This window comes from Rothia nasimurium (genome assembly GCF_928381705.1).
In the GTDB taxonomy this organism is placed as follows: Bacteria; Actinomycetota; Actinomycetes; order Actinomycetales; family Micrococcaceae; genus Rothia; species Rothia nasimurium_G.
This window is the reverse complement of record NZ_CAKMSR010000005.1, coordinates 84,294-108,593: the sequence shown is the minus strand read 5'-3', so window position 1 is coordinate 108,593 and position 24,300 is coordinate 84,294. Positions and strand designations below refer to the sequence as shown.

At 58.7% G+C, this 24,300-nt stretch carries 28 protein-coding genes; 6 read left to right on the top strand and 22 right to left on the bottom strand.

The genetic code is table 11. The features are described 5' to 3' along the window. Positions 1-46 precede the first annotated feature (46 nt). The 3 genes from L6762_RS05850 (at position 47) to L6762_RS05840 (ending at position 3,601) form a co-directional block, all read left to right on the top strand. Complete coding sequence (locus L6762_RS05850) at positions 47-1,165, top strand: glycosyltransferase (protein ID WP_237186010.1); 1,119 nt, start codon at positions 47-49, stop codon at positions 1,163-1,165. Between the two features lie 10 nt (positions 1,166-1,175). Then, positions 1,176-1,952, top strand: coding sequence for a phosphatase (locus L6762_RS05845; RefSeq protein ID WP_237186009.1), 777 nt, complete (start codon positions 1,176-1,178; stop codon positions 1,950-1,952). A 176-nt stretch (positions 1,953-2,128) separates the two neighbouring features. Beyond that, the gene (locus L6762_RS05840; RefSeq protein ID WP_237186008.1) at positions 2,129-3,601 is read left to right on the top strand and encodes a sugar transferase; all 1,473 of its coding nucleotides are present in this window, start codon (positions 2,129-2,131) and stop codon (positions 3,599-3,601) included. Between the two features lie 56 nt (positions 3,602-3,657). Here the strand turns inward: L6762_RS05840 and L6762_RS05835 are convergent, their stop codons facing one another. The 3 genes from L6762_RS05835 to glmS all read right to left on the bottom strand — a co-directional run bounded on the left by L6762_RS05835 (position 3,658) and on the right by glmS (position 7,035). Continuing rightward, the gene (locus L6762_RS05835) at positions 3,658-4,581 is read right to left on the bottom strand and encodes an ADP-dependent NAD(P)H-hydrate dehydratase (RefSeq protein WP_237186007.1); all 924 of its coding nucleotides are present in this window, start codon (positions 4,579-4,581) and stop codon (positions 3,658-3,660) included. Position 4,582: 1 nt separating this feature from the next. Beyond that, positions 4,583-5,020: a holo-ACP synthase gene (locus L6762_RS05830; protein ID WP_237186006.1), complete on the bottom strand. Its 438-nt coding sequence runs from the start codon at positions 5,018-5,020 to the stop codon at positions 4,583-4,585. Positions 5,021-5,151: 131 nt separating this feature from the next. Further along, positions 5,152-7,035 carry a glutamine--fructose-6-phosphate transaminase (isomerizing) gene (gene glmS, locus L6762_RS05825; protein ID WP_237186005.1) on the bottom strand — a complete coding sequence of 628 codons (1,884 nt, stop codon included), beginning with the start codon at positions 7,033-7,035 and terminating at the stop codon, positions 5,152-5,154. A gap of 127 nt (positions 7,036-7,162) precedes the next feature. Here glmS and coaA point away from each other — a divergent pair, with 127 nt between their 5' ends. The 3 genes from coaA (at position 7,163) to mscL (ending at position 9,459) form a co-directional block, all read left to right on the top strand. Then, positions 7,163-8,119: a type I pantothenate kinase gene (gene coaA, locus L6762_RS05820; protein WP_237186004.1), complete on the top strand. Its 957-nt coding sequence runs from the start codon at positions 7,163-7,165 to the stop codon at positions 8,117-8,119. Positions 8,120-8,169: 50 nt separating this feature from the next. Continuing rightward, positions 8,170-8,934 carry a M15 family metallopeptidase gene (locus tag L6762_RS05815; RefSeq protein WP_237186003.1) on the top strand — a complete coding sequence of 255 codons (765 nt, stop codon included), beginning with the start codon at positions 8,170-8,172 and terminating at the stop codon, positions 8,932-8,934. A 144-nt stretch (positions 8,935-9,078) separates the two neighbouring features. After that, on the top strand, positions 9,079-9,459 hold the full coding sequence (gene mscL, locus L6762_RS05810) for a large conductance mechanosensitive channel protein MscL (RefSeq protein ID WP_237186002.1): 381 nt from the start codon (positions 9,079-9,081) through the stop codon (positions 9,457-9,459). 193 nt (positions 9,460-9,652) lie between these two features. Here the strand turns inward: mscL and glmM are convergent, their stop codons facing one another. From glmM to rplR, 19 genes are all read right to left on the bottom strand, one after another. Further along, positions 9,653-11,008, bottom strand: a complete 1,356-nt coding sequence (glmM, locus tag L6762_RS05805) for a phosphoglucosamine mutase (protein ID WP_237186001.1) — start codon at positions 11,006-11,008, stop codon at positions 9,653-9,655. Positions 11,009-11,033: 25 nt separating this feature from the next. Then, on the bottom strand, positions 11,034-12,119 hold the full coding sequence (gene ppk2, locus L6762_RS05800) for a polyphosphate kinase 2 (RefSeq protein ID WP_237186000.1): 1,086 nt from the start codon (positions 12,117-12,119) through the stop codon (positions 11,034-11,036). A 175-nt stretch (positions 12,120-12,294) separates the two neighbouring features. Then, a complete protein-coding gene (gene rpsI / locus L6762_RS05795; RefSeq protein WP_135013062.1) occupies positions 12,295-12,783 on the bottom strand; it encodes a 30S ribosomal protein S9 in 489 nt (162 codons plus the stop codon). Between the two features lie 35 nt (positions 12,784-12,818). Then, positions 12,819-13,262, bottom strand: coding sequence for a 50S ribosomal protein L13 (gene rplM / locus L6762_RS05790; protein WP_135013063.1), 444 nt, complete (start codon positions 13,260-13,262; stop codon positions 12,819-12,821). A 290-nt stretch (positions 13,263-13,552) separates the two neighbouring features. Continuing rightward, on the bottom strand, positions 13,553-14,482 hold the full coding sequence (truA, locus tag L6762_RS05785) for a tRNA pseudouridine(38-40) synthase TruA (RefSeq protein WP_237185999.1): 930 nt from the start codon (positions 14,480-14,482) through the stop codon (positions 13,553-13,555). Positions 14,483-14,592: 110 nt separating this feature from the next. Further along, positions 14,593-15,273, bottom strand: coding sequence for a 50S ribosomal protein L17 (gene rplQ, locus L6762_RS05780; protein WP_237185998.1), 681 nt, complete (start codon positions 15,271-15,273; stop codon positions 14,593-14,595). A gap of 98 nt (positions 15,274-15,371) precedes the next feature. Further along, entirely contained in the window at positions 15,372-16,367 is a 996-nt protein-coding gene (locus tag L6762_RS05775) for a DNA-directed RNA polymerase subunit alpha (RefSeq protein ID WP_135013066.1), read from the bottom strand. Between the two features lie 146 nt (positions 16,368-16,513). Continuing rightward, entirely contained in the window at positions 16,514-16,918 is a 405-nt protein-coding gene (rpsK, locus tag L6762_RS05770) for a 30S ribosomal protein S11 (protein WP_083090739.1), read from the bottom strand. Positions 16,919-16,989: 71 nt separating this feature from the next. Continuing rightward, on the bottom strand, positions 16,990-17,358 hold the full coding sequence (gene rpsM / locus L6762_RS05765) for a 30S ribosomal protein S13 (RefSeq protein WP_083090738.1): 369 nt from the start codon (positions 17,356-17,358) through the stop codon (positions 16,990-16,992). A 159-nt stretch (positions 17,359-17,517) separates the two neighbouring features. Further along, the gene (rpmJ, locus tag L6762_RS05760; RefSeq protein WP_004005257.1) at positions 17,518-17,631 is read right to left on the bottom strand and encodes a 50S ribosomal protein L36; all 114 of its coding nucleotides are present in this window, start codon (positions 17,629-17,631) and stop codon (positions 17,518-17,520) included. 143 nt (positions 17,632-17,774) lie between these two features. Further along, positions 17,775-17,996: a translation initiation factor IF-1 gene (gene infA / locus L6762_RS05755; protein WP_083090737.1), complete on the bottom strand. Its 222-nt coding sequence runs from the start codon at positions 17,994-17,996 to the stop codon at positions 17,775-17,777. Between the two features lie 329 nt (positions 17,997-18,325). Beyond that, positions 18,326-19,507, bottom strand: a complete 1,182-nt coding sequence (rlmN, locus tag L6762_RS05750) for a 23S rRNA (adenine(2503)-C(2))-methyltransferase RlmN (protein WP_237185997.1) — start codon at positions 19,505-19,507, stop codon at positions 18,326-18,328. A gap of 54 nt (positions 19,508-19,561) precedes the next feature. Next, positions 19,562-20,395, bottom strand: a complete 834-nt coding sequence (map, locus tag L6762_RS05745; protein ID WP_237185996.1) for a type I methionyl aminopeptidase — start codon at positions 20,393-20,395, stop codon at positions 19,562-19,564. A 109-nt stretch (positions 20,396-20,504) separates the two neighbouring features. Continuing rightward, positions 20,505-21,068: an adenylate kinase gene (locus L6762_RS05740; RefSeq protein ID WP_237185995.1), complete on the bottom strand. Its 564-nt coding sequence runs from the start codon at positions 21,066-21,068 to the stop codon at positions 20,505-20,507. Beyond that, complete coding sequence (gene secY, locus L6762_RS05735) at positions 21,065-22,375, bottom strand: preprotein translocase subunit SecY (protein ID WP_237185994.1); 1,311 nt, start codon at positions 22,373-22,375, stop codon at positions 21,065-21,067. Before secY ends, L6762_RS05740 begins: the two co-directional genes overlap by 4 nt. A gap of 217 nt (positions 22,376-22,592) precedes the next feature. Continuing rightward, complete coding sequence (gene rplO / locus L6762_RS05730; RefSeq protein ID WP_135013750.1) at positions 22,593-23,045, bottom strand: 50S ribosomal protein L15; 453 nt, start codon at positions 23,043-23,045, stop codon at positions 22,593-22,595. A gap of 2 nt (positions 23,046-23,047) precedes the next feature. Next, positions 23,048-23,257, bottom strand: coding sequence for a 50S ribosomal protein L30 (rpmD, locus tag L6762_RS05725; RefSeq protein WP_135013749.1), 210 nt, complete (start codon positions 23,255-23,257; stop codon positions 23,048-23,050). Next, the gene (gene rpsE / locus L6762_RS05720) at positions 23,257-23,940 is read right to left on the bottom strand and encodes a 30S ribosomal protein S5 (protein WP_135013748.1); all 684 of its coding nucleotides are present in this window, start codon (positions 23,938-23,940) and stop codon (positions 23,257-23,259) included. The genes rpmD and rpsE overlap by 1 nt, the downstream gene beginning before the upstream one ends. Continuing rightward, on the bottom strand, positions 23,940-24,299 hold the full coding sequence (gene rplR, locus L6762_RS05715) for a 50S ribosomal protein L18 (RefSeq protein ID WP_135013747.1): 360 nt from the start codon (positions 24,297-24,299) through the stop codon (positions 23,940-23,942). Before rplR ends, rpsE begins: the two co-directional genes overlap by 1 nt. Position 24,300 lies beyond the last annotated feature (1 nt).

Sequence of the window (24,300 nt, the reverse complement as noted above, 5' to 3'; positions counted from 1 at the left end):
ACATACCTCTCCCCTGGCCCAACCTGGATCAGGGGATGCTGGCGGCATGAACGTTTATATTGAGCGTTCTTTGGCTGCTCTTCTTGAGGTCAACCCGCAGCTAACAGTGGAAGTTTTTACGCTGGCAACCGACCGCCAGCAAGCTGGGCAGGTACGGTATCACGAGCGGGCCACCGTTACCGCTCTCTACCTACCTGAGGCTGAAGGAGCCCGTAAGGAAGATCTACCTGAGCTGGTTCCGGGCTTTGCTATGGCCGTTCGGGCTATAGCGTCGCGACCACCCCAGTTGATTCACAGCCACTACTGGCTCTCGGGTCTGGCGGCCCTTGCCGCCTACCCGCAGGTACCGCTCGTTCATACAATGCACACCACCGCAGCTGCTAAGAACGCCCGGCTGGGTGAGGGCGAGCGCCCGGAACCCGAGGTGCGTTTGCGGGGCGAGCAGGCGTTGGTGCGTAGAGCCGTTGCCCTGGTAGTGAATACAGAGTATGAGGCTACCCAGATGCGCGACTTCTACGGGGCACAAGAATCCCAGCTGGTAACGGTAGCCCCCGGTGTTGACCTTTCTGTTTTCTCCCCGAGCGATGGCCTCCGCCCTCTTCATGAGGGGCAGGACGGCGCAGCCCACCTGGTCTTTGCCGGCCGCCCCCAGCACCTCAAGGGCCCTCACCTGCTGGTTGAAGCCCTCGGCTTACTTCCGCGAGAGCTGGACGTTACCCTCGACATCATTGGAACCTCCGGCACAAGCTATGAGCAGGGTCTCGCTACCCGAGCAGAAGAGCTGGGATTAGGTGACCGCGTCCGCCTGCTTCCCTCGATGCCCACCCCCGACCTCGCCCAGGCTTTCCGAAAGGCCGATATCGTTACCTGCCCTTCATCCTCAGAAACCTTTGGCCTGGTTGCCCTGGAGGCCTCTGCCTGCGGCACCCCGGTGCTCGCCAGCAAGGTAGACGGGCTCAGGGAGGCGGTGGCCGATGGCGCCACCGGCCTGTTGGTAGCCCAGCGGACGCCCGCTGCTTGGGCGGACGCCATCGAACAGCTTGTGAGAGACCCACAGCTTCGACGCACTTTGGGGCAGGCCGGGGCCCGGCGCGCCCACGACTTTACCTGGCAGGCAACAGCCCAGGCCCTTATTCAGCTCTACCAGTCCCTTGCTCGTTCCTAGGAGGAACCCCGTGACCTTTTCCATGACCCGCCCAGAATTCGCAGCCTACCTCGATAAATCCCGGATCACCGGGCAGGTAGCAACCGCCCGTGAGAACAACCTCGCCCATATGCAGGGCTTTGTTGAGGGCAATGAGCACCTAGAGTTCGGTGTGAAGTGGACCAGGGACTGGACCGTCGACGACATCTTCGAGCTAATGGTGCGCAGGGTCGGCACCAGCTCCGACCCCAATCACAGGGAGGGCCAAGACACCATCAGCGCTGATCTCTGTATTGATGGGCTCACCGAATACGCCCGTATCTTCGGTGACGCAGTACGGGCGGGTAAAAGCCTGCTTTTTGCCACCGGCCACCCCGCCGGCCTTTTCCCTATCTACGCCCGTCTTGCAGCAGCAGCCAAAACTCATGGGGCAACCGTCCTGACCATCGAGGAGGGCGACCGTTTTCTTGACGGCGATATCCGCCAAATCTTTGACGTCATTATGTTCGAGCAGTACGGCAACCTGCAGCATACCCACTTCCCAGGCCCCATGCAGCTGGCACTGACCCAGCTCCAGGAACGAGGAATTACACCGGAGCTTGTCATTGCCGATCACGGTCTCGCCGGATATGCGGCGTCCGCGGGGATACCCACCATCGGCATTGCAGACTGCAACGACCCCGGGCTTTTCGTTTCAGCCGAGCAAGGGCAAATTCTCGTTGCAGTGCCCATGGACGATAACGTCACCCCTCACCTCTATGAACCGGTGATTGACTTCATCCTGGCAGAGGCCGGTCTCAGTAGCTAAGAACACCCTGACCAGTAAGGATAAGTTACTTTCAGCTGAAAGTGTGAAGCATATTTCAGAAAATCGGCCTGCTCTTAGGCCGACTAGCACTGTAGTATTAAAAGCCTAATCGTACAGGTCTGCCCACCTCACTCTCGCACCCGGAGCAGGCACCATCTTTAGGGGAATACACACTAGTGAACGAACAGTACATTGAGGAGCGGTGGGCAGAAACCCGTAACCGCCGCACCTGGCATCCTAAGGTCAAAGCTGCGCTTTACCTAGTCGATATTTTGGCTATTGCGGTGGCTATCACGGTGTCGCATATCGTCAGCTTCGGCTTTCAAAACACCGAAGTTGTATCCCGTACTCCCCTTCCGCTTGGGTATGTGGGAACCGGCATCGTTTTTGGCATGATTTGGTTCTTTGTCTTGTCAATCGCCAATAGCCGCAACATCCGTTACCTGGGCCATGGCGTCGATGAATACCGACTCGTCACTAAAGCGACAACCTACTTCTTCGCGGTTATCGCAATCTTCTCCTACCTGACCAAAATTGATTTTGCCCGCACCTACGTCATGCTGGCCTACCCCATCGGCATTGTTCTGCTGCTCTGCGCCCGCTGGGGCGTCCGCCGCTGGCTCGTTCACTGGCGGTATAAGGGGCGCGCACTTTCCCGCGTCATGATTATCGGTGACTCAGCCTCGGGCGAGCACCTCTACAACACCCTCCAGGGGGCCCGCACATCAGGCCTCTCTCCGGTAGCAGCCTACCTGCCCCGCTCTCGTCCCGGCACCCAGCTCGCCGAGGGGGCTATCCCGACCCTGGGCTACTCGCCCGATGCAGCCGAGGTCCTCAAGGTAGTCCGTGAGAACAATATTCACGCGGTAGCTGTCTCCACCGGTCACGGCCTCAACCCCACAGAGCTGCGCCGTCTGGGCTGGGCGCTGGCAGCCGCCCACGTCGCACTCATCATGGCACCTGCCATGACCGATATCGCGGGCCCCCGCATCCATACCCAGCCCCTCAACGGCGTGCCCCTAATTCACGTTCACACTCCCCGCATCGAAGGCATGCAGGCCCTGATTAAGCGAGCTATCGATGTTGTAGCCTCGGGCCTGGGCCTAATTTTCCTGGCCCCCCTGCTGGTTCCGGTTGCCCTGCTGGTCAAGAAGGACGGTGGACCCATCTTCTTCCTGCAGGAACGCGTCGGCTACCGCGGCACTCCTTTCCACATGATTAAGTTCCGCTCCATGGTAACCAACGCAGAAGAGCTCAAAAAGGAGCTCATGGATCAGAACGAGGGTAACGGGGTGCTCTTCAAGATGGCAGACGACCCCCGCATCACTAAGATCGGCAAGTTCATCCGCAAGTACTCTATCGATGAGCTTCCCCAGCTCTGGAACGTCTTTGTCGGCGATATGTCGCTGGTAGGCCCCCGCCCCCCGCTGCCTTCTGAGGTTGAGCAGTACGAAGAGGACGCCTACCGCCGCCTGCTAGTCAAGCCCGGCATTACCGGCCTCTGGCAGGTCTCTGGCCGCTCGAATCTTTCCTGGGAAGAGTCTATTCGCCTAGACCTCTACTATGTTGAGAACTGGTCGGTTATGAGCGATATCGTCATTCTCTTCCGCACCGTCCGCGCGGTCTTCGCCAAGGACGGCGCCTACTAGAACTCGTATGCAAGAAGGCCGGTTACCGTTACGGTAACCGGCCTTTGGTATAGGCTCTACAGCTCAAGGAATATGGCAACGGCCTCTGGGATCTTCTGGGCCACCAGGGTAGGTGGCGTGGGGCCAGAAATCCCTGCTCCGTGCACCAGGCCTGCTGCTAACTGGTGGACCCGGACGGCCGCCCCCGCTAGCCTGGCGTAGTCAGTTGAGAGGGCACCGGGCTTGGATTCTTCTGCCTGATAGCGGGCAAGAAGAGCCCCCAGAATACCGGTGAGAGTATCCCCGCTACCGGCGGTGGCCAGCCAGTGGTTCTCGCTGGTTATCTGAAAGAGCTCACCGGTGGGTGCGGCGAAGATGGTCGTGCTGCCCTTAAGCAGAACAGTTGCACCCGTTACCTGAGCCAGTAGGCGGGCAAAGCGGTACGGGTCAGCTTCGATCTGCTCCCGGCTGGGTGGCTCGGTGAGCTCGGGGTCCACGGCATAGAGCGCGGACGGCGCCAAGGCAAAAATCCAGGTCAGGGCATCGACCAGCTCACCGGCATGAGGGGTCAGAATATGGTGTGCCGTCAGCTCTAGCCCGTCAGTCACCAGCCGGGCAGCTAGGGATACTGCACCTGCGTCAATAACAGCCGGCTGCCCTCCCGCAAGGACGGCCAGGGCTTCAGCTTCTCGCGCTTCGCCGGCAATACCTGAGCCAAGAGCCCAGGCATCTACGTGTAGATTCTCGGCTTCGCTCACGCTGCATACAGCTTCAGGCACTGCCAGCTGTACCTGGAAGTTCAGGGAGGACGTTCCAGCAAACCGAACCATGCCGACCCCGGTATTGACGGCAGCCCGGGCAGACATGAGGGCAGCACCCGGGTAGGTATCGCTCCCGGTCAGCAGACCTAACACCCCGCGGGTGTACTTATGAGAGGAAGAAGTAGGGCAAGTGACATATTGTTCGACGTCCCCGTGGGCCAATTCTTTGGCGCTAGCCACTCTAGTTCCCCTCTTCTACCGGGCGAGCTAACAGCAGCCCCCGGGCAGAGGGATCTAAACGCAACAGGTTCAACAGGTCACTGTCGCTCAGGTGCTCTGCCACAACGGTTGCGGTAGCTATAGGTTCATCGTGGCTCATCGTGAGGTGCCAGCGGTTGATCCCCAGTTCAGCAGCTCGCCGGGCAACCGTCCCTTCTGCGACCAGGTAGGGGGCGCCGTCCGCGTCCTTCTCCACCCAGCAATCCTGCCAGGACATACCTGCCGGAGCCCGCAGGGCCTTAGCGACAGCCTCCTTGGCAGCAAAACGGGCAGCTAGGGAGCGGACGGGCAGCCCCCGCTCCCCCGGCACAAAAAGCCGTTCCAGCAGGGCCGGGGTGCGCTCAAGCAGGGCAGCGAATCGCTCTATATTGACGACGTCCGTGCCGGTACCAATAATCACGGCGGCTTCTCCTTTATGCCGGTGCCTGTTTGAAGAGGTCTTCGGCTCATTCTACGCCCCTGTCGAGGGAGACAAAAAGGACCCCGTACCTTGATAGGGCACGGGGTCCTCCTGTCTTTACGACAAGCGCTTTACTCGACGGTTACTGACTTAGCCAGGTTACGGGGCTGGTCAACGTCGTAGCCCTTGGCATGAGCCACTGAGCAGGCAAAGATCTGCAGGGGCACAGTGGAGAGCAGGGGCTGGAGCAGGCTGGGTGAGGAAGGAATGCGGATGATGTGATCTGCGTGTTCCTCAACAGCGGTGTCGCCCTCTTCAGCAATCACGATGGTCACTGCACCGCGAGCGCGGACTTCCTGGATGTTAGATACAACCTTGGAGTGCAGGGAGTCGCGGCCGTTGGGTGAGGGGACGATGACGAAGATGGGCTGGCCTTCTTCCACCAGGGCGATGGGGCCGTGCTTGAGCTCGCCAGCTGCGAAACCTTCGGCGTGCAGGTAGGCGATTTCCTTGAGCTTCAGGGCGCCTTCCATGGCTACGGGGAAGCCAACGTGGCGGCCCAGGAAGAGCACGGACTTGGCGTCCTTCATAGAGGTGCCGAGATCCTTGACCTGCTGCTCGTTGTCGATAACAGCCTGAATCTTCTCGGGCATCTTCTGCAGCTCTTCAAGGATGGTACGGATTTCATCCTTGTACATGTTGCCGCGCAGCTGGGCCAGGTAGAGGCCGAGCAGGTAGGCAGCAGCAATCTGCGAGAGGAAGGCCTTGGTGGATGCAACTGCGATCTCGGGGCCCGCGTGAGTGTAGAGAGCTGCATCGGATTCACGGGGCAGAGTTGAGCCGTTGGTGTTACAGATTGAAATAACCTTGGCTCCCTGTTCCTGGGCGTGGCGCACTGCCATGAGGGTGTCCATGGTTTCGCCGGACTGGGAGAGGGCAACGACCAGGGTCTTCTCATCTACGATGGGGTCACGGTAGCGGAACTCATGGGCCAGCTCGACCTCGGTGGGGATGCGGCACCAGTGCTCGATAGCGTAGCGGGCTACCTGGCCAGCGTAGGCAGCGGTACCACAGGCGACAACGATGATCTTGTTGACGGAACGCAGGGTGGCGTCGTCAATCTTAAGTTCGTCGAGGGTCAGGTTACCCTTTTCGTCCAGGCGGCCCAGCAGGGTATCGCGCACGGCTGCGGGCTGCTCGTGGATTTCCTTCTCCATGAAGGAGTCGTAGCCACCCTTTTCAACAGCAGCGGCGTCCCACTCGATGGTGAATTCCTTGCCGTTGGCGGGGAAACCTTCGAAGTCGATGATGGAGTAGTCGCTACCGGTGATGGTAACAATCTGGTCCTGGCCCATTTCGACTGCCTTCTTGGTGTAGTCGATGAAGCCAGAGACGTCTGAGCCCAGGAAGTTTTCGTTTTCGCCCAGGCCAATAACCAGGGGTGAGTTGCGACGGGTTGCTACGACACGATCGGGGTGGTCAACGTGGATGACCAGGATAGTGAAGGCACCTTCAAGGCGGTTTGATGCCTGACGGACAGCCTCGGTGAGGTCCTTGCTCTCCAGCTTGTTGTAGATGGAGGCAATCAGGTTAGCGGCAATTTCGGTGTCGGTCTGTGACTTGAACTCGCAGCCTTCTTCAATCAGTTCTGCACGCAGCTCTGCGAAGTTTTCGATGATGCCGTTGTGTACAACTGCCAGGCGGCCGTTGTCGACAACGTGCGGGTGAGCATTGTTATCGGTGGGGCCACCGTGGGTAGCCCAGCGGGTGTGACCAATACCGATAGTGGTAGCAGGCAGCGGGTTGGCTTCTACTTCAGCTTCGAGGTTAACAAGCTTGCCTGACTTCTTACGGAATTCGATGCCGTTATCGCCAATGAGGGCGACACCGGCTGAGTCATAGCCGCGGTATTCCTGGCGGCGCAGACCTTCGAGAACCACATCGTATGCGGTATGGTCAAATTTCTTACCGTCTGCGGCAGTGCCGAGACTTACGTATCCTACGATTCCACACATGCCTTCATCTTACATCTAAGAATTCGCTGACCCACTGCAGTCTTCGCCACAGTGTCGCAACCTATTGCCTCTCTATAGACCTCTGTCATATTAGGTGCTCTTTCTTCCGACCTCTAGACTGATGTAAATGAGCATGTCCGCGCTTTCTTCTAAATACTCTCCTTTTACCGAGCTAGACCGGGATACCTGGTCGCGTCTCGCTAGCGAGATTTCGGTTCCGCTGACGGAGGACGAACTACAGCAGCTTCGCGGTCTGGGCGAGACCATTGATCTAGATGAGGTGGCTCAGGTTTATCTTCCTATTTCTCGACTGCTCAACCTCTACGTCAATGCAGCCGCGAGCGCTAACCACATGACGAACGACTTTTTAGGCCTTCAAGGCCAGAAAGTCCCTTTTATTATCGGTGTGGCAGGGTCAGTAGCTGTCGGCAAGTCCACTACCGCGCGCGTCCTGCAGGAGCTTCTCCGGCGCTGGCCCTCAACCCCGAACGTCCAGCTAGTGACGACCGATGGCTTCCTCTACCCCAATGCCGAGTTAGAACGCCGGGGGCTTATGGGACGCAAGGGTTTCCCAGAGTCCTACGACCGCCGTGCCCTCTTGAGGTTTGTGTCAGAAGTGAAGTCAGGTGCTCCCCTCGTCACCGCCCCTAAGTATTCCCACCTCTACTACGACATCGTAGAGGGTGAGCGCATTGAGGTTACCAGCCCCGACGTTCTCATTGTCGAGGGCTTAAATGTATTAGCCCCAGCCAAGCTTGATAGCGAGAAAAGCTCAGCCCTGAGCCTGGCTGACTTCTTTGATTTCTCTATCTACGTTGATGCCTCCACACGGGACATCGAACACTGGTATGTGCAGCGGTTTTTGAAGCTGCAACGGTCAGCTTTTACCAACCCCAACTCCTACTTCAAACGGTATGCCGATTTATCGGAGGACGCAGCGGTTGAGCTAGCTTTGAGTATTTGGCGCTCTATCAACGAACCTAACCTGCGAGAGAATGTGCGCCCCACACGTGGGCGAGCCCGACTGATCTTGAAGAAGTCCCATGATCACAAGATTCGTAAGGTTCTGCTACGGAAGAACTAGGTATGCGCTCTTATCTTTCACACTTTTCATTGGCTTTAGCGGGTAGCCTCATGGCTCTGTCGCTGACCGCCTGCGGTCAGAGCACATCCACTGAGCCGGACGCCGCCCCGTCGTCTGCCAGCTCAGTGGCGGCTTCCATTCCTCAGCAGGTAGCTTCTTCGAGCGCACCACCTTCTTCTAGCGCGAGCGCTGAGTCAGCTGCCCCTAGCCAGGCTGCCACGCGCCGTCCTGCCGATATTGAGTCGGCATCATCGATGACGGTTCTCGTCAATAAGCACAATCCTCTCTCCCCTCTCACCTACGCTCCTGATGATTTACAGCCGTTTGGCTCCGTCCTGCTTCGTGCCGAGGCAGCGCAAGCAGCGCACCGCATGTTTGCTGACGCTTCGGCAGTTGGTGCCCCCATGGTGGCCCTCAGCGGCTACCGGTCGTATGAGACCCAGCAGGGAACCTACGCCAGCTGGGCTGCCCAGTACGGTACAGATCAGGCAGATGTGGCTTCTGCCCGCCCCGGTTATTCGGAACATCAAACGGGTCTTGCCCTCGATATCGGAACCGGTGGCGCCTGCGACCTCCAGCCCTGCTTCAAGGACACGGCAGCTGCCCTGTGGGCAGCCGAGAACGCCCACCGCTATGGCTTTGTAGTGCGCTACCCCTGGTGGCACCACGAAACCACCGGCTACTGGTATGAGTCCTGGCATTTGCGCTATATCGGTGTTGACGAAGCCACCGCACTGAAGGAATCCGGGTTTGAAACGCTAGAAGATTTCTGGGGTACGGGGCCCGCCCCCACCTACCAAGAAACGGGTACCTAGTGAGGGGTTGACGGTCGGTAACCTACAAATTTTTAGCATAAGCTGGCAGGCTACCCTAGCCTGTAAGTAAACCCACTGGTTTACAGCGAAAATTTCAGCTCAGATTGGTGTTCACCGCTGGCAGAAACCGCTATTCTTGAACTCATGCTTAGTGGTTTTAAAGATTTCATCACCCGCGGTAACGTCATCGACCTCGCAGTCGGTCTGATCATTGGTACCGCCTTTACTGCAGTAGTTAACTCTCTCGTTGAGTCCGTCATGATGCCCGCCATCGCGATGCTGACCGGTGGAGATATTTCCTTCGATCAGTGGCTAGCATTCGGCGACGTCAAAATCGGTGTCTTCCTGACCGCAGTTGTTAACTTCCTCATCGTTGCAGCAGCCCTGTACTTCTGCATCGTTATGCCCATCAACAAGTTCAACGAGCGTCGTGCTGCCAAGCTCGACCTTGAAGAAAAGGTTGAGGAAGAGGATCCCCAGGTTGCTCTGCTGAAGGAAATCCGCGACGCGCTGACCGTCAAGTAATTTTCTATCCTTTGATAGAGAAAGCCCCGGTAGTTACCTACCGGGGCTTTCTCATGCCCTGTTGTTTCTTGCATAACCGGAGAAAACAATTTCTCACATAGGTTAGACAAGTATAGGCTTGAGCGCAAAAAGCCGGGCACCGCTCCCCCGGTGAGGGAGAACAGGGCCCGGCAGGGGCTAAGAGGAGGCTACCTTAGATAGCCAGTTCACGAGCCACGACGTCGGCTAGAGCCTGGGCGGTTGCATCGGCAACCTCCTGGGTTTCAGCTTCAACCATGACTCGCACTAGGGGTTCGGTACCCGAGGGGCGAAGCAAAACTCGACCGGTATCGCCCAGCTGGGCCTCGGCGTCCTTAATCGCTTCTTGCAGGGGCACACAGCCAGCCACGCCAGCGCGGTCAACGCCCTTGACGTTAATCAGCTTCTGGGGGGTTGCCTGCATGCGGTTAGCCAGCTCAGAGAGGGGCAGGCCGGTACGGGCCATTTCAGCAGCCAGATGCAGGCCGGTCAACACGCCGTCACCGGTGGTGGCGTGGTCCGACATAATCACGTGGCCCGACTGCTCACCGCCCAGGTTAAAGCCGTTCTTGTTCATGGATTCCAGCACGTAGCGGTCGCCCACAGCGGTGCGCTCTAGCTTGATGCCGTGTTCCTTGAGGAAGATTTCCAGGCCCAGTGAAGACATGACAGTGGCGACCAGGGTGTCATCCTTGAGGGTTCCTGCTTCCTTCATCGACAGCGCCAGAATCGACATAATCTGATCGCCATCGACCAGGTTGCCCTGCTCATCGACAGCCATACAGCGGTCGGCGTCGCCGTCGTGGGCAATACCCAGGTCAGCACTGTGGCGAACGACCGCTTCCTGAAGCTTCTCGGGGTGGGTCGAGCCCACACCGTCGTTGATGTTAATGCCATCGGGTTCAGCGCCGATCACAAACACCTTGGCTCCCAGGGTACGGAAGGCGTCGGGAGAAACCCCGGATGAGGCACCGTTAGCACAGTCCAGTACAACCTTAAGGCCGTTGAGGCGGCGGTGGTCGGGCATGGTTGAGACCAGGTGGGTGACGTAGCGGTCTTCACCGTCAGTCAGCGGACGGACTCGCCCCACCTCACCGTGGGTGGGGTAACGGAAGTCCTTGGAGCGATAGAGGGCCTCAATGGCGTCCTCAATCGCATCATCCAGCTTCTTACCGCCGCGAGCCAGGAATTTAATTCCGTTGTCTTCAGCCGCGTTATGGGAAGCAGAAATCATGACGCCGAAGTCGGCTTCTGTGCTTGCCACCAGGTAGGCCGCCGCGGGAGTGGGCACCATACCCGCGTCGAGCACGTCGACACCTGATGCTGCAAAGCCTGCGGTCATTGCCGCGCCAATGAACTCACCTGAGATACGGGAGTCATGGGCGATAACAGCCTTGGGGCGGACACCTTCTTTAACCGTATTGAACCCAAGGACGATGGATGCGGCCTGCGCAAGCTCCATAGCAAGAGCAGGAGTAATCACTTCGTTAGCGAGGCCGCGAACACCGTCGGTTCCGAATAATCTAGACATTACTGATTATTCTACGCGCTCAGTTCTATTTTTCTTCGCGTAGGACGGGGAAACCTTCTGGGTTTTCTGGCACATCGTCCTCGAGAACATCCGATCCCTTGCCCACAATCAGCGGGTCTGTAGAACCGACCAGGGCGTGGTCCTTATCGGGGTAGTCGAACTGGTTGAGCACGTGGCGCATAGCTTCAAGGCGGGCGCGCTTCTTGTCGTTAGACTTCACAACGGTCCAGGGGGCATCGCCGGTGTCGGTGTAGAAGAACATAGCCTCTTTAGCTGCCGTGTAGTCATCCCACTTATCGAGGGAGGCCAGATCGGTGGGAGACAGCTTCCACTGGCGGACGGGGTCGGTGCGGCGGGAGTTGAAGCGGGCCAGTTGTTCTGCGCGGGTGACGGAGAACCAGAACTTGATCAGCTTGACGCCAGAGTTGACCAGCATGCGCTCCAGCTCGGGCACTTCACGCATGAATTCGTAGTACTGCTGGGAGGTGCAGTAGCCCATGACGCGCTCTACGCCTGCTCGGTTGTACCAGGAGCGATCCATGAGCACGATTTCACCGCCGGAGGGCAGGTGCTGGATGTAGCGCTGGAAGTACCATTGGGTCTGCTCGACGTCGGTGGGCTTTTCAAGCGCAACCACGCGGGCACCGCGGGGGTTCAGGTGCTCCATAAAGCGCTTGATGGCACCGCCCTTACCAGCTGCATCGCGGCCTTCGAAGATAATCAGCACCTTCTGGCCGGTTTCCTTGACCCAGAGCTGAAGTTTAAGCAGCTCGATCTGCAGGGCTCGCTTTTCTTTTTCGTATTCCTTACGGGAAAGCTTCTTGTCGTAGGGATAGCCGGCTTTCCAGGCGTCCGACTTCTCTGCATTCCCACTCAGTTTCTTAGTGAGGGAGGAAATCTCATCAAGCTCTGCGCTGTAGTCCTCTACGACCGATACGCGGCGGGTCTCCTTGGTGAGGGCCGCTTTCACGGCTTCCTTCTTTGGGTCGGTAACCTGCTGGGGGGCGTCCTGTTCCACAGCTTCAGTGCTGGGAGTTTCTAGCTCGGTAGCGGCGTCCTTGCCTGCGGCCTTGGTGGAGCGTGAGGTGCGAGTGGTGTTCGAAGATGCCATGGGCACCCTTTCTCTCGTGCGTATGTTCCACATCTATTCTAGATGCAAGACGTGAGACACCCCACTGTTACACGTCTTTTGACCCTAAGCCGGGTAAGGCAAACGCCCCATTTCTCTTCGCAGAGAAATGGGGCGTTTGACAATAAGCCTGAGCTGCAGGCCCAGTAATCGTAGCTTAGCGCTTTGAGAACTGTGAAGCCTTGCGTGCCTTCTTAAGACCAGCCTTCTTACGCTCGATAACACGAGCGTCGCGGGTCAGGAAGCCTGCCTTCTTGAGGGCGGGGCGGTTGTTCTCAGCGTCAATCTCGTTCAGGGCACGAGCAACGCCAAGACGCAGAGCGCCGGCCTGACCGGAGGGGCCGCCACCTGAGATGCGGGCGAAGACGTCGTAGGCGCCTTCGAGTTCAAGCAGCTTGAAGGGGTCGTTTACTTCCTGCTGGTGCAGCTTGTTGGGGAAGTAGTTGTCGAGCTCGCGACCGTTAACGGTCCACTTGCCGGTACCGGGTACCAGACGGACGCGGGCAACGGCTTCCTTGCGACGGCCAACAGCCTGACCACCAACGGTCAGTGCGGGACGGGCAGCCTTTTCAGCAACGGGTGCTGAGGACTCGGAAGTGTAGCTGGTGAGCTCTTCTTCGGTGGTGTACTCTTCGTTCTGAGCCACGATGTCTCCTTTAATAGTTCTTTCGTAGGCCCGAATTACTGGGCAACCTGGGTGAATTCGTAGGTCTTGGGCTGCTGAGCTGCGTGGGGGTGCTCGGAACCTGCGTAGACCTTGAGGTTCTTGAGCTGCTGGGCAGCTAGCTTGTTCTTGGGGAGCATGCCCTTAACAGCCTTTTCTACGGCGCGAACGGGGTTGGTTTCCAGCAGTTCGGCGTAGTTGACTGACTTCAGACCACCGGGGTAACCGGAGTGGCGGTAGGCACGCTTCTGCTCAAGCTTGGCACCGGTCAGTGCAACCTTTTCAGCGTTGATGATGATGACGGAGTCACCCATGTCAACGTGGGGTGCGAAGGTGGGCTTGTGCTTGCCGCGCAGCAGGATTGCGGTCTGGCTTGCGAGACGGCCGAGAACAACATCAGAGGCATCGATGATGTGCCACTGGCGGTTGTTGTCGCCTGACTTCGGAGTGTAAGTGCGCAAAATTTCGCCTTTTCTCGTTTCTTGTAGCGCTAGTTGGGTATCGCGCTGGTTTACATAGGTGCGTTTTCGCAGGGTTTGGGTGAGGGCCAAACGCATCTGCGTTACCGATTTCCTCAGACCTCTTGTTCCCCGTTATTGTCCTGCAACTAGACCGAAGAACAGGGTACGAAATGAGGGCGGTATACGCACAACGTATGAAACTATACAGAGTTTAAGTCTCTTAATCCAGGGCTTAGCCCTTTAAAGACGGGGTTTTGACCGACCTCACGTTTAAATCACAGGCTTGTGATTTAGAGGGTTCGCAGGTTTCGGGCTTTCTCGCTTTGGGCTGCGTAGCCGGACGCCTCAGGGTAGGTGATTGAGGCTAGGGCCAGACCGCGCGGAGCAGCTAGGCGGACCTGGGAATCGCGCACCGGGGCGGTGATACGGGAGATGAGCCAGGCTTCGTCCTTTTTCCCCTCCCCTACCATGACCAGGGAAGCAATGAGGGTGCGCACCATGTTGTGGCAAAATGCGTCGGCTCTAATGGTTGCCTCGATGAGGCCGTCCTCCCGCCGGATAAATCGGAGTTCGCGCAGCTCACGAATCGTAGTAGACCCTTGGCGAGGTTTACAGAAAGATAGGAAGTCATTGAGACCCAACAGATTCTGGGCAGCGCGGTTCATCAGATCAAGATCAAGTATCGGGTTGATTTGCCAGGCATGATGGCGGTTGAGCGGGTTACTACCGGTTTCGTCCTGCCCGTCTTCGAGCAGGTACCGGTAAGAACGCTCTAGGGCCGAGAAGCGAGCATCGAAATCGCTTGGGACCTCCTGACAGCTGCTAACCGTAATAGCTTTTTGCAGGTAGCCCTGTAGGCGGGCCGGCAGCCCTAGTTCTGCTTCTGCATCGGCCAAAGCCCGGCTGAGGGCTCCGCGCAGTTTGCGGCATAGGGCGGACGCTGGGGCGTCCTGACTGCGCCCGGGTAGTCGCTCCCAGGCGTCCTGGGCAACATTGAAGTGCACCACCTGGTGCAGGGCGTGAACTCCGGCGTCGGTGCGCCCTGCCACCGTCGTGTAGATGGGGCGGCGGAAAATGAGGGCTAGGGCTTCTTCGAGGACGCCCTGGACCGTGATGAGTCCCGGTTGTTTGGCCCAGCCTGCGAAGGGACCGCCATCGTAGGCAAAATCAAGGCGTACGCGCACACACGGCTCATACACTTGCTCTAGTGTTTCGGTCACGGCTTTCCTTCGTTGATGGGCTTGGACTCACTCAACTTTACCCTGTACAGGCAAAGGCGGCTCTTCCCTATGAGGGGAAGAGCCGCCTTCTATCTACCGGTAACTAGGAATTAGTCCTCGGAGATGGTCTGTGCTGCTGCACCACCGGCAGGTGCGTAACCTGCTGCTTCAGCTGATTCCTTGGTGTCGAACCAGATTTCAGCCTGGGTGTTTGCGTACCAGCGTGAGCCGGGTACGTGGTACTTCATGGAGTCAGCGTTGCCCTTGATTTCGAAGCCCTCGGGAGCTTCGCCGTTCTCGGTTGCTGCGTGTGCGCCTGCGGGCAGGTCTGAGGACTCAGCTGCTGCGGGTGCGGCTGCCTTGGTCTCTTCTGCTGCGGGTGCGGCGGTCTCAGCTACCTTGGTAGCTTCAGAAACAGCTGCTGCGGTTGCAACGGGCTCCATGACCAGTTCGATAACTGCCATGGGAGCGTTGTCGCCCTTGCGGTTACCGATCTTGGTGATGCGGGTGTAGCCACCGGGGCGCTCTGCCATTGCGGGGGCAATGACGGTGAAGAGCTCGTGGACTACGGTCTTGTTACCGATGGAGCGCAGGACGCGACGGCGAGCGTTGAGGTCACCCTTCTTTGCGAAGGTGATCAGGCGCTCGGCGACGGGGCGCAGGCGCTTTGCCTTGGTAACGGTGGTGGTGATGCGCTTGTGCTCGAAGAGCTGCTGAGACAGGTTGTTCAGCATGATGCGCTCGTGGGTCGGTGATCCGCCGAGGCGGGGACCCTTAGTGGGAGTAGGCATAATTTATTCTCCTGGTAAGCCGTTCCTTACTGCCTCACGGCAGGGGAACCAAAGATGTTTGACTGGTGTAACGCGTGGAAGCGTTGACTGCCGGTGTCTTAGTAGTCGCTGCCGTAGCTGTCGTCGTCCTGCAGGCGGGCTGAAAGGTCCATTCCGGCGGGTGAGTCCTTGAGGGACAGGCCAAGCTCGGTGAGCTTTGCCTTGACTTCGTCGATGGACTTGGCACCGAAGTTGCGGATGTCCATGAGGTCTGCTTCGCTGCGGGTCACGAGTTCACCCACGGTGTGGATGCCTTCGCGCTTGAGGCAGTTGTAGGAGCGGACGGTCATGTCCAGGTCTTCGATGGGCAGAGCCAGGTCTGCGGCCATTGACTCGTCAGCGGGTGACGGGCCAACTTCGATACCTTCAGCGGCGGTGTTGAGTTCACGGGCCAGGCCGAAGAGCTCAACGAGGGTGTTGCCTGCTGATGCGACTGCGTCGCGGGGAGCAATTGCTTCCTTGGTTTCGACGTCCAGGGTGAGGGAGTCGAAGTCGGTGCGCTGCTCAACACGGGTCGCGCTGACGCGGAAGGTGACCTTAAGGACGGGTGAGTAGATGGAGTCGACCGGGATGCGGCCGATTTCTGCGTCACCTGACTTGTTCTGTGCTGCCGAGACGTAGCCGCGGCCGCGTTCGATGGTCAGTTCTGCGTTGAAGTTTGCGCGGTTGTTGAGGGTTGCGATGTGGAGGTCCGGGTTGTGGATCTCGACGCCTGCGGGCACCTCGATGTCGCCTGCGGTGAGTTCACCTTCGCCCTGCTTGCGCAGGTAGGCGATGACGGGTTCGTCGTTCTCTGAAGAGATGGAGAGTTTCTTGATGTTCAAGATGATCTCGGTGACGTCCTCGGTCACACCTTCTACAGTGCTGAATTCGTGCAGCACACCGTCGATGCGGATGCTGGTTACAGCGGCACCGGGGATGGACGAGAGAAGGGTGCGGCGGAGGGAGTTACCCAGGGTGTAGCCGAAGCCGGGTTCGAGGGGCTCGATGGTGAAGCGTGAACGGTTTTCCGATACGTGTTCTTCACGCAGGATGGGGCGCTGTGCAATGAGCACTATGTTTCCTTTCGGTGAGCATCCGCTATATGAGCTCACAGGTTGGGAAAAACGAGTGAGGAAGCAGACGAAGCAGTCTGTTCATTGACCTGCAACTGGTAGGTTACTGGTCGCCCGATGTTCGGGACGCGTCTAGCCGGTGGGGCTTAGACGTGGCGGCGCTTCGGAGGACGGCAGCCGTTGTGAGCAACGGGGGTGACGTCCTGGATGGAGCCAACTTCGAGGCCGGTAGCCTGGAGTGAGCGGATAGCGGTTTCGCGACCGGGGCCGGGGCCCTTGACGAAAACGTCTACCTTGCGGACACCGTGTTCCTGAGCGCGCTTTGCAGCGGTCTCAGCGGCCATCTGAGCTGCGTAGGGGGTTGACTTACGTGAACCCTTGAAGCCCATTTCGCCGGCGGATGACCAGGAAATAACAGCACCAGAGGGATCAGTGATTGAAACGATGGTGTTGTTGAAGGTTGACTTGATGTGTGCCTGACCGGCAACAATGTTCTTGGAAACCTTGCGGCGGCCGGTACGCTTGGCCGCTGCGCGAGTCTTGGGAGGCATTTTTGATTCTCCTACAAAGTTTTGGTTGAAGTGTTGGTCTTACGCGATGTGCAAGACTGAGGCAACACTGTTTACTTCTTCTTACCTGCGACGGTACGCTTCGGGCCCTTGCGGGTACGTGCGTTGGTCTTGGTGCGCTGGCCGTGTACGGGAAGGCCACGGCGGTGACGTAGACCCTGGTAGCTACCGATTTCTACCTTGCGGCGGATGTCGGCAGCAACCTCGCGGCGAAGGTCACCTTCAACCTTGTAGTTGCCTTCGATGAAGTCACGAAGAGCTACGAGCTGGGTATCGTCAAGGTCCTTGACGCGGGTGTTGGGGTCAACACCGGTTGCAGCAAGCGCTTCTTTTGCACGGGTCTTGCCCACGCCGTAGATGTAAGTAAGAGCAATTTCCACGCGCTTTTCGCGGGGAATATCGACTCCAGCGAGACGTGCCATGGGGCGTTCTCCTTGTTTTCGCAGAGGTCTGTGACATCACTGCCCGGTTATCCCGGTCCCCGGCCTCTGTGCCCGGAGGTATCCTGCTTTATTAGCAGGAGCGGTGCCATTTTCTGTTGTGCCACCTGGTGGGGTGGTCTTGTCAGCGTTGGCTAGTGATTAGCCCTGGCGCTGCTTGTGGCGCGGGTTTTCGCAGATCACCATGACCACACCGTGACGGCGGATCACTTTGCACTTGTCGCAGATCGGCTTAACGCTCGGCTTGACCTTCATCGCATTCCTTTGCGTTGATGTTTCAGCTAATGCTTTTGGACGGGCGGGGTAAGAGGTTCTGTGTCCGGCTAGCCGGTGGGAGAACTGTTTACCCCTTTTACACGGCGTAAACGCCGCTGCTTAGCGACGTTTGGTGCTCGTGTTTACTTGTAGCGGTAGACGATACGACCGCGTGAGAGGTCGTAGGGGCTGAGCTCGACTACTACTCGGTCCTCAGGCAGGATTCGAATGTAGTGCTGACGCATCTTGCCTGAGATGTGTGCAAGTACTTTGTGTCCGTTGTCCAGCTCAACGCGGAATGATGCGTTGGGCAGTGCTTCGACCACGGTACCTTCAATCTCGATGACGCCGTCTTTCTTGGCCATATCCTCCGCTTTACTTTCGTGCTCCCAAGGTGTCTTGGGGGCTCTTGGTAGTGTTTTTTCTGTGTTCGGTGCGTTCTCCCGGGTTCGGGTACCGCTCCGCTTGCGCACTAAACGCATGGCACAGACAACCAACAAACTAATATACGGCAAAAGCCCCGGAATGTTAATGGTTTTCGCAAAACATAGCGAGCTTCACATTAAGGTCCGGGGCTTAAGCGCAGCGGATGCGCTGTCAGCCTGCTGGCTGGGGCTGGCGTGAATCGCTCGTGAGCGTTAGCGAACCAGCGAGAGGGTCAGCAGGCAAAAGCGCATCTGCTGCGCATCAGCGTTTAGTCTTCCTTAGCTGCCAGCTGGCCGCAGGCACCGTCGATGTCGCTTCCGCGGGTGTCGCGTACGGTGGTGGGGATGCCGTGGGCGCGTAGGCGTTCGACGAAGTTTTGTTCGACGCCCTTGCGGGAGGCTGTCCATTTGGAGCCGGGGGTGGGGTTGAGTGGGATGGGGTTGACGTGTACCCAGCCGCGGCCGCGGGAGGCGAGTTTTTTGCCGAGGAGGTCGGCGCGCCAGCCCTGGTCGTTGATGTCACGGATGAGGGCGTATTCGATGGAGATGCGGCGGCCGGTGGTGCGGTAGTAGTCGTAGGCGGCGTCGAGGGTTTCGTCGACTTTCCAGCGCTGGTTGATGGGGATGAGTTCGTCGCGGAGTTCGTCGTCGGGGGCGTGGAGGGAGAGGGCTAGGGTGATGGGGAGTTTCTCTAGTTCGAATTTGCGGATGCCGGGGACGAGTCCGACGGTGGACATGGTGATACCGCGGGCTGAGATGCCGAGCCCTTCGGGGGCGGGGTCGATGAGGCGGTGGACGGCTCCCATGGTGGCTTTGTAGTTGGCGAGGGCTTCACCCATGCCCATGAAGACGATGTTGGAGACGCGCAGGGGGCGGGTGTCTTCGGAGCCGCCTTCGGCCTGTTCGAGGCCTTTCATGTCTTTGAGGTAGCGGGCGCCTGCGATGACCTGTTCGACGATTTCGGCGGTTGAGAGGTTGCGGGTGAGGCCCTGCTGGCCAGTGGCGCAGAAGGGGCAGTTCATGCCGCAGCCTGCTTGGGATGAGATGCACATGGTGACGCGGTTGTCGTAGCGCATGATGACGGATTCGACGAGGGCTCCGTCGAAGAGGCGGTGGACGACTTTGAGGGTGTCGCCGCCGTCGGCTTCGAGGGTGCGGACGGTGGTGAGCAGCTGGGGCATGGCGTCTGCGACCATTTTTTCGCGTTCTGCTGCGGGCAGGTCGGTCATCTGGGCCGGGTCGTTGACGAGGCGTTCAAAGTAGTGCTTGGAAAGCTGGGCGGCTCGGAAGGGCTTGTAGCCGAGTTCCTCGAGGAAGGCACGGCGGCCGGCCATGTCGAAGTCTGCAATGTGGCGCGGGGGTTTGCCGCGGCGGGGGGCTTTGAGGATGATTTGGCCGGGTTCAGGCCGTGCGCTGGAGATTTCCAGGGGGACACTGGTGGTTTCGGTCATGGTGGGTGCTTTCGGTGTGATGCGGGGCGGACGCGGTGGGGCAGGTTGCGAGGTTTAGGCGGGGATGGGCTTGACGGTGACGCCGAGCTTGGAGAGCTCGGAGGCGCCGCCGTCCTCTGCGGTGAGAACCCAGATACCCTCAGAGTGTACGCAGACGGAGTGTTCCCACTGGCAGGCATCTCCCCCATCGATGGTTTTAATGGTCCACTCATCCTCGAGGGTGACGGTTTCGATTCCACCGGTTACGAGCATAGGTTCAATGGCGAAGGCCATGCCTTTTTTGACGCGGGGTCCGAGGTCGCGGGCGGCGTAGTTGAGCACGTCGGGGGCCATGTGCATGGAGGTGCCGATACCGTGGCCGACGAAGTCTTCGATAATGCCGTACTTGTCGCCGGTTTCTTGGCGGACGAAGTTTTCGATGGCAAAGCCGACTTCGCCGATTTTCTTGGCGGTGGCAAGCGCTGCGATGCCGTGCCAAAGGGCGGCGCGGGTGACCTCGGAGAGTTCGCGGCGGGCGTCCGATACTTTGCCGATGAGGGCGGTACGGGCTGAGTCGCCGTGCCAGGTGGTGCCGCGAGCGTCCTGTACTGTGGCGCCGCCGTCGATAGAGATCATGTCGCCTTCTGCTAGGGCAAGGTCGCCGGGGATACCGTGGACGACAACGTCGTTCACGGAGGTGCAGATGGTGGCCGGGTAGTCGTAGTAGCCCAGGAAGTTGGACCCTGCTCCGTATTCAGCTAGGACGTCGCGGAAGACGGTATCGAGTTCAGCGGTGGTGACGCCGGGGGCGGCAGCTGCTACCGCTGCGTCCAGGGCACGGGAGGTGATCACACCTGCTCTGGCCATTTCAGCAAGCTGGCGGTCTGTTTTGTATTCGATGCGGCGCATAGTGCTCTTTCCTGGCTAGGTTTGTGAGGCGTAGTGGAGTCAAACTACACCAGTCTGCTTTAAAAGCCTGTGCCCCCGCAATGACCGGGGGCACAGGTGGAACGGACGTTTACTTGAGTGCGTCCATGATTCGGGCGGTGACTTCGTCAATCTCGCCGAGACCGTCAATTTCGGTCACGAGGCCGCGCTCGGTGTAGATAGCTACGAGAGGTGCGGTTTCTTCTTCGTAGACCTTGAGGCGGTGGCGGATGACCTCTTCGTTGTCGTCTGAGCGGCCTTCCTTAGCGGCGCGTCCCAGCAGACGTTCGACCAGTTCATCGTTGTCAGCGACGAGCAGCAGCACCTGACCGATTTCCTGGCCCATGTCTGCGAGGATGGTGTCGAGCTCGCCGACCTGGGCGGTGTTGCGGGGGTAGCCATCGAGCAGGAAGCCGTTAGCGGTATCGTCTTCAGCCAGGCGGGCGCGGACCATACGGTTGGTCACGGAGTCGGGGACCAGGTTACCTGAGTCGATGTAGCTCTTGGCTTCCTTGCCCAGCTCGGTTTCTTCCTTGATGTTCTTGCGGAAGATGTCGCCGGTAGAGATAGCGGGGATGTTCAGCTTTTCAGCGATTTTAACGGCCTGAGTGCCTTTACCGGCACCGGGAGGGCCAATGATGAGCAGACGGTTCATCGGAGCAGTCCTTCGTAGTTGCGTTGTTGGAGCTGGGCGTCGATTTGCTTGACGGTGTCAAGGCCAACGCCGATAACGATCAGCAGTGAGGCACCGCCGAGCGGGAAATTCTGGTTGGCGCCGAAGAGGACGAAGGCTACCAGCGGCAGGAGCGCTAGTAGGGCTACGTAGATGGCGCCGGGAAGGGTAATACGGTTGAGCACGTAGCTCAGGTATTCCTGGGTGGGGCGGCCTGCGCGGATGCCGGGGATGAAACCGCCGTACTTCTTCATGTTGCCTGCAACTTCTTCGGTGTTGAAGGTGATGGAGACGTAGAAGTAGGCAAAGCCCAGAATCAGCAGGAAGTAGAGGATCATGTAGAGCGGGTGATCGCCCATGACCAGGTAGGTGTTGATCCAGTTGACCCACTCGGGCGGGGCTGAGCCATCTGAGGGGGTGTTGAACTGGGCGATGAGGCCGGGCACCATCAGCATGGAGGATGCGAAGATGATGGGGATAACGCCGGCCATGTTGACCTTGAGAGGAATGTAGGTGGTGGTACCACCAATGGTGCGGCGGCCAATCATTCGCTTGGCGTACTGCACGGGGATGCGACGCTGAGACTGCTCAACGAAGACAACCGCAACGATAACTAGCAGCCCGACCGCGACAACTGCGGAGAAGATGCCCCAGCCCTGGGTCTGCAGAATGGAACCAAAAGCGGAGGGAAAGGACGCTGCGATCGAGGTGAAAATCAGCAGGGACATACCGTTGCCCACGCCCTTTTCGGTAATCTGTTCACCCAGCCACATGACCACACCGGTACCGGCGGTCAAAGCGGTGATAATCAGCAGAATGTTCCATATACCGTCATCGGGAATAATCGGCAGGGTGCAGCCCTGTAGGAGCATACCTGAACGAGCCAGCGACACAATGGTGGTGGCGTTCAGCAGGGCAAGCAAAATGGTGAGGTAACGGGTGTACTGGGTCAGCTTGGTCTGCCCCTGGGCACCTTCCTCATGGAGCTGCTGAAAGCGGGGAATGACGACGCGAAGCAGCTGAACAATAATGCTCGCGGTAATGTAAGGCATAACGCCCAGGGCAAAAATCGATAGCTGGAGCAGCGCGCCACCGCTAAAGAGGTTAATCATGTCGTAAACGCCACCGCTTGCGGTAACAGTCGACAGGCACTGCTGCACATTTCCGTAGGAGACACCGGGGGCGGGAATAAAGACGCCCACGCGGTAGATCACGATAATACCCAGGGTGAACAGCAGCTTATTACGCAGGTCGGGCGTCTTGAAAGCCCGTCCGAAAGCGGTCAGCACATGTCCTCCTGTGAGACAAAAAATTAGGTTGCCCCGGGCAACCTGATAGTGGCAGGTGGACGGGGCGAGTACACAATCTTGTCCAGTCTATCGCTTAAAAGTCTTTTGTGGGTAGCGCAGGCCCTCTGAGCGTAAAGAAAGGTGCCCCGCCCACCGAAGTGAGCGGGGCACCCCGCAAGAGTTTGCCGCGTCCGGGTTACCCCGGTGCGTCATGGGACTACTTGACGGTTACAGAACCGCCGGCAGCCTCAATCTTGGCCTTAGCTGACTCAGAAACCTTGTCAACGGTTACGTTGTAGGCTGCTGAGATTTCGCCGGTACCCAGAACCTTGACCAGTTCGTTCTTGCGAACTGCGCCAGCTGCTACCAGAGCGTCAACGGTGATGTCGCCGCCCTCGGGGAACAGTTCCGCGATGCGGTCCAGGTTAACAACCTGGTACTCGGTGCGGAAGGGGTTCTTGAAGCCGCGCAGCTTGGGAAGGCGCATGTGCAGCGGAAGCTGACCACCTTCGAAGCCGGCGCGAACCTGGTAACGTGCCTTGGTACCCTTGGTACCGCGACCTGCGGTCTTACCCTTTGAGCCTTCACCGCGGCCTACGCGGGTCTTAGCCTTGTGGGCACCCGGAGCCGGGCGCAGATCGTGAATCTTGATAGCGTCGTTGTTTGCCATCTTTACTTGACCTCCTCAACCTGAACCAGGTGAGCTACGGTGTTGATCATGCCGCAGGTGACGGGGTCAGCAGTGCGAACAACCTTGTTGCCGGGGCGCTTGAGGCCCAGGGAACGGAGGGTGTCGCGCATGTTCTGCTTCTCACCGACGTAGGACTTGATCTGGGTGATTTCCAGCTTTGCGTCGCTGGGCTGAATACGCTTACCGGTCATTACGCACCTGCCTTTTCAGACTGAGCGACACGCAGGAAGCCGGGGATAACCTCGTCCTGGGGAAGACCACGGCGTGCAGCAACTGCTACGGGCTCTTCGAGCTGACGCAGTGCTTCGATGGTCGCGTGGACAATGTTAATCTGGTTCGATGAACCGAGTGACTTGGACAGAACATCGTGGATGCCTGCTGCCTCAAGTACGGCACGAACGGGACCACCAGCGATAACACCGGTACCAGCGGTAGCGGGGCGGAGCATAACTACGCCTGCTGCTGCTTCGCCCTGAACGCGGTGAGGAATGGTGCGGCCTTCAACGCGGGGTACCCGGAAGAAGTTCTTCTTTGCTTCTTCAACACCCTTTGAGATAGCTGCGGGAACTTCCTTCGCCTTGCCGTAGCCAACGCCAACCATACCATTACCGTCACCAACAACGACGAGTGCGGTGAAGCTGAAGCGACGACCACCCTTGACGACCTTGGAGACGCGGTTGATGGTGACAACGCGCTCGATGAACTTGTCCTTCTCTTCTTCGCGGCCGCGGTTGTTGCGGCGCTCACCGCGGTTGCCGCGGCGTTCGCCGCGCTCGTTACGGCGGGCTTCGCGCTTCTCGGAGGTTTCAGCGGTAGCTTCTGCGGTTGCTTCAGTCACCTGAGTTTCCTTTTCGTTTACAGTCTGCTCGCTCATTAGAGTGCCAGACCTCCTTCGCGTGCGCCTTCTGCAACTGCTGCGACACGGCCGTGGTACTTGTTACCACCGCGGTCGAAGACAACTGCTTCGATGCCTGCTGCCTTGGCACGCTCGGCGACGAGTTCGCCGACGCGCTTTGCCTTAGCGGTCTTGTCCAGCTCTGCTGCGCGCAGGTCTGCTTCCATGGTGGAAGCTGATGCCAGGGTCAGGCCCTTGGTGTCATCGATGACCTGTACGAACATGTGACGAGCTGAGCGGGTGACGGACAGGCGGGGGCGTGCTGCGGTGCCTGAAACGTACTTGCGGACGCGTGCGTGACGGCGTGCGCGCTGTGCTGACTTAGTCTTTACAGCCATT

What these genes read in the sequence shown, in the direction of transcription:
- L6762_RS05850 (WP_237186010.1), top strand. Translation starts at nt 47, where the DNA reads ATGAACGTTTATATTGAGCGTTCTTTGGCTGCTCTTCTTGAGGTCAAC.
- glmS (WP_237186005.1), bottom strand. Translation starts at nt 7,035, where the DNA reads ATGTGTGGAATCGTAGGATACGTAAGTCTCGGCACTGCCGCAGACGGT.
- coaA (WP_237186004.1), top strand. Translation starts at nt 7,163, where the DNA reads ATGAGCATGTCCGCGCTTTCTTCTAAATACTCTCCTTTTACCGAGCTA.
- L6762_RS05815 (WP_237186003.1), top strand. Translation starts at nt 8,170, where the DNA reads ATGGCTCTGTCGCTGACCGCCTGCGGTCAGAGCACATCCACTGAGCCG.
- mscL (WP_237186002.1), top strand. Translation starts at nt 9,079, where the DNA reads ATGCTTAGTGGTTTTAAAGATTTCATCACCCGCGGTAACGTCATCGAC.
- glmM (WP_237186001.1), bottom strand. Translation starts at nt 11,008, where the DNA reads ATGTCTAGATTATTCGGAACCGACGGTGTTCGCGGCCTCGCTAACGAA.
- ppk2 (WP_237186000.1), bottom strand. Translation starts at nt 12,119, where the DNA reads ATGGCATCTTCGAACACCACTCGCACCTCACGCTCCACCAAGGCCGCA.
- rplQ (WP_237185998.1), bottom strand. Translation starts at nt 15,273, where the DNA reads ATGCCTACTCCCACTAAGGGTCCCCGCCTCGGCGGATCACCGACCCAC.
- rpsK (WP_083090739.1), bottom strand. Translation starts at nt 16,918, where the DNA reads ATGCCTCCCAAGACTCGCGCAGCGGCCAAGCGTACCGGCCGCCGCAAG.
- rpsM (WP_083090738.1), bottom strand. Translation starts at nt 17,358, where the DNA reads ATGGCACGTCTCGCTGGAGTCGATATTCCCCGCGAAAAGCGCGTGGAA.
- rpmJ (WP_004005257.1), bottom strand. Translation starts at nt 17,631, where the DNA reads ATGAAGGTCAAGCCGAGCGTTAAGCCGATCTGCGACAAGTGCAAAGTG.
- infA (WP_083090737.1), bottom strand. Translation starts at nt 17,996, where the DNA reads ATGGCCAAGAAAGACGGCGTCATCGAGATTGAAGGTACCGTGGTCGAA.
- rlmN (WP_237185997.1), bottom strand. Translation starts at nt 19,507, where the DNA reads ATGACCGAAACCACCAGTGTCCCCCTGGAAATCTCCAGCGCACGGCCT.
- map (WP_237185996.1), bottom strand. Translation starts at nt 20,395, where the DNA reads ATGCGCCGCATCGAATACAAAACAGACCGCCAGCTTGCTGAAATGGCC.
- L6762_RS05740 (WP_237185995.1), bottom strand. Translation starts at nt 21,068, where the DNA reads ATGAACCGTCTGCTCATCATTGGCCCTCCCGGTGCCGGTAAAGGCACT.
- rplO (WP_135013750.1), bottom strand. Translation starts at nt 23,045, where the DNA reads ATGGCAAACAACGACGCTATCAAGATTCACGATCTGCGCCCGGCTCCG.
- rpmD (WP_135013749.1), bottom strand. Translation starts at nt 23,257, where the DNA reads ATGACCGGTAAGCGTATTCAGCCCAGCGACGCAAAGCTGGAAATCACC.
- rpsE (WP_135013748.1), bottom strand. Translation starts at nt 23,940, where the DNA reads ATGAGCGAGCAGACTGTAAACGAAAAGGAAACTCAGGTGACTGAAGCA.
- rplR (WP_135013747.1), bottom strand. Translation starts at nt 24,299, where the DNA reads ATGGCTGTAAAGACTAAGTCAGCACAGCGCGCACGCCGTCACGCACGC.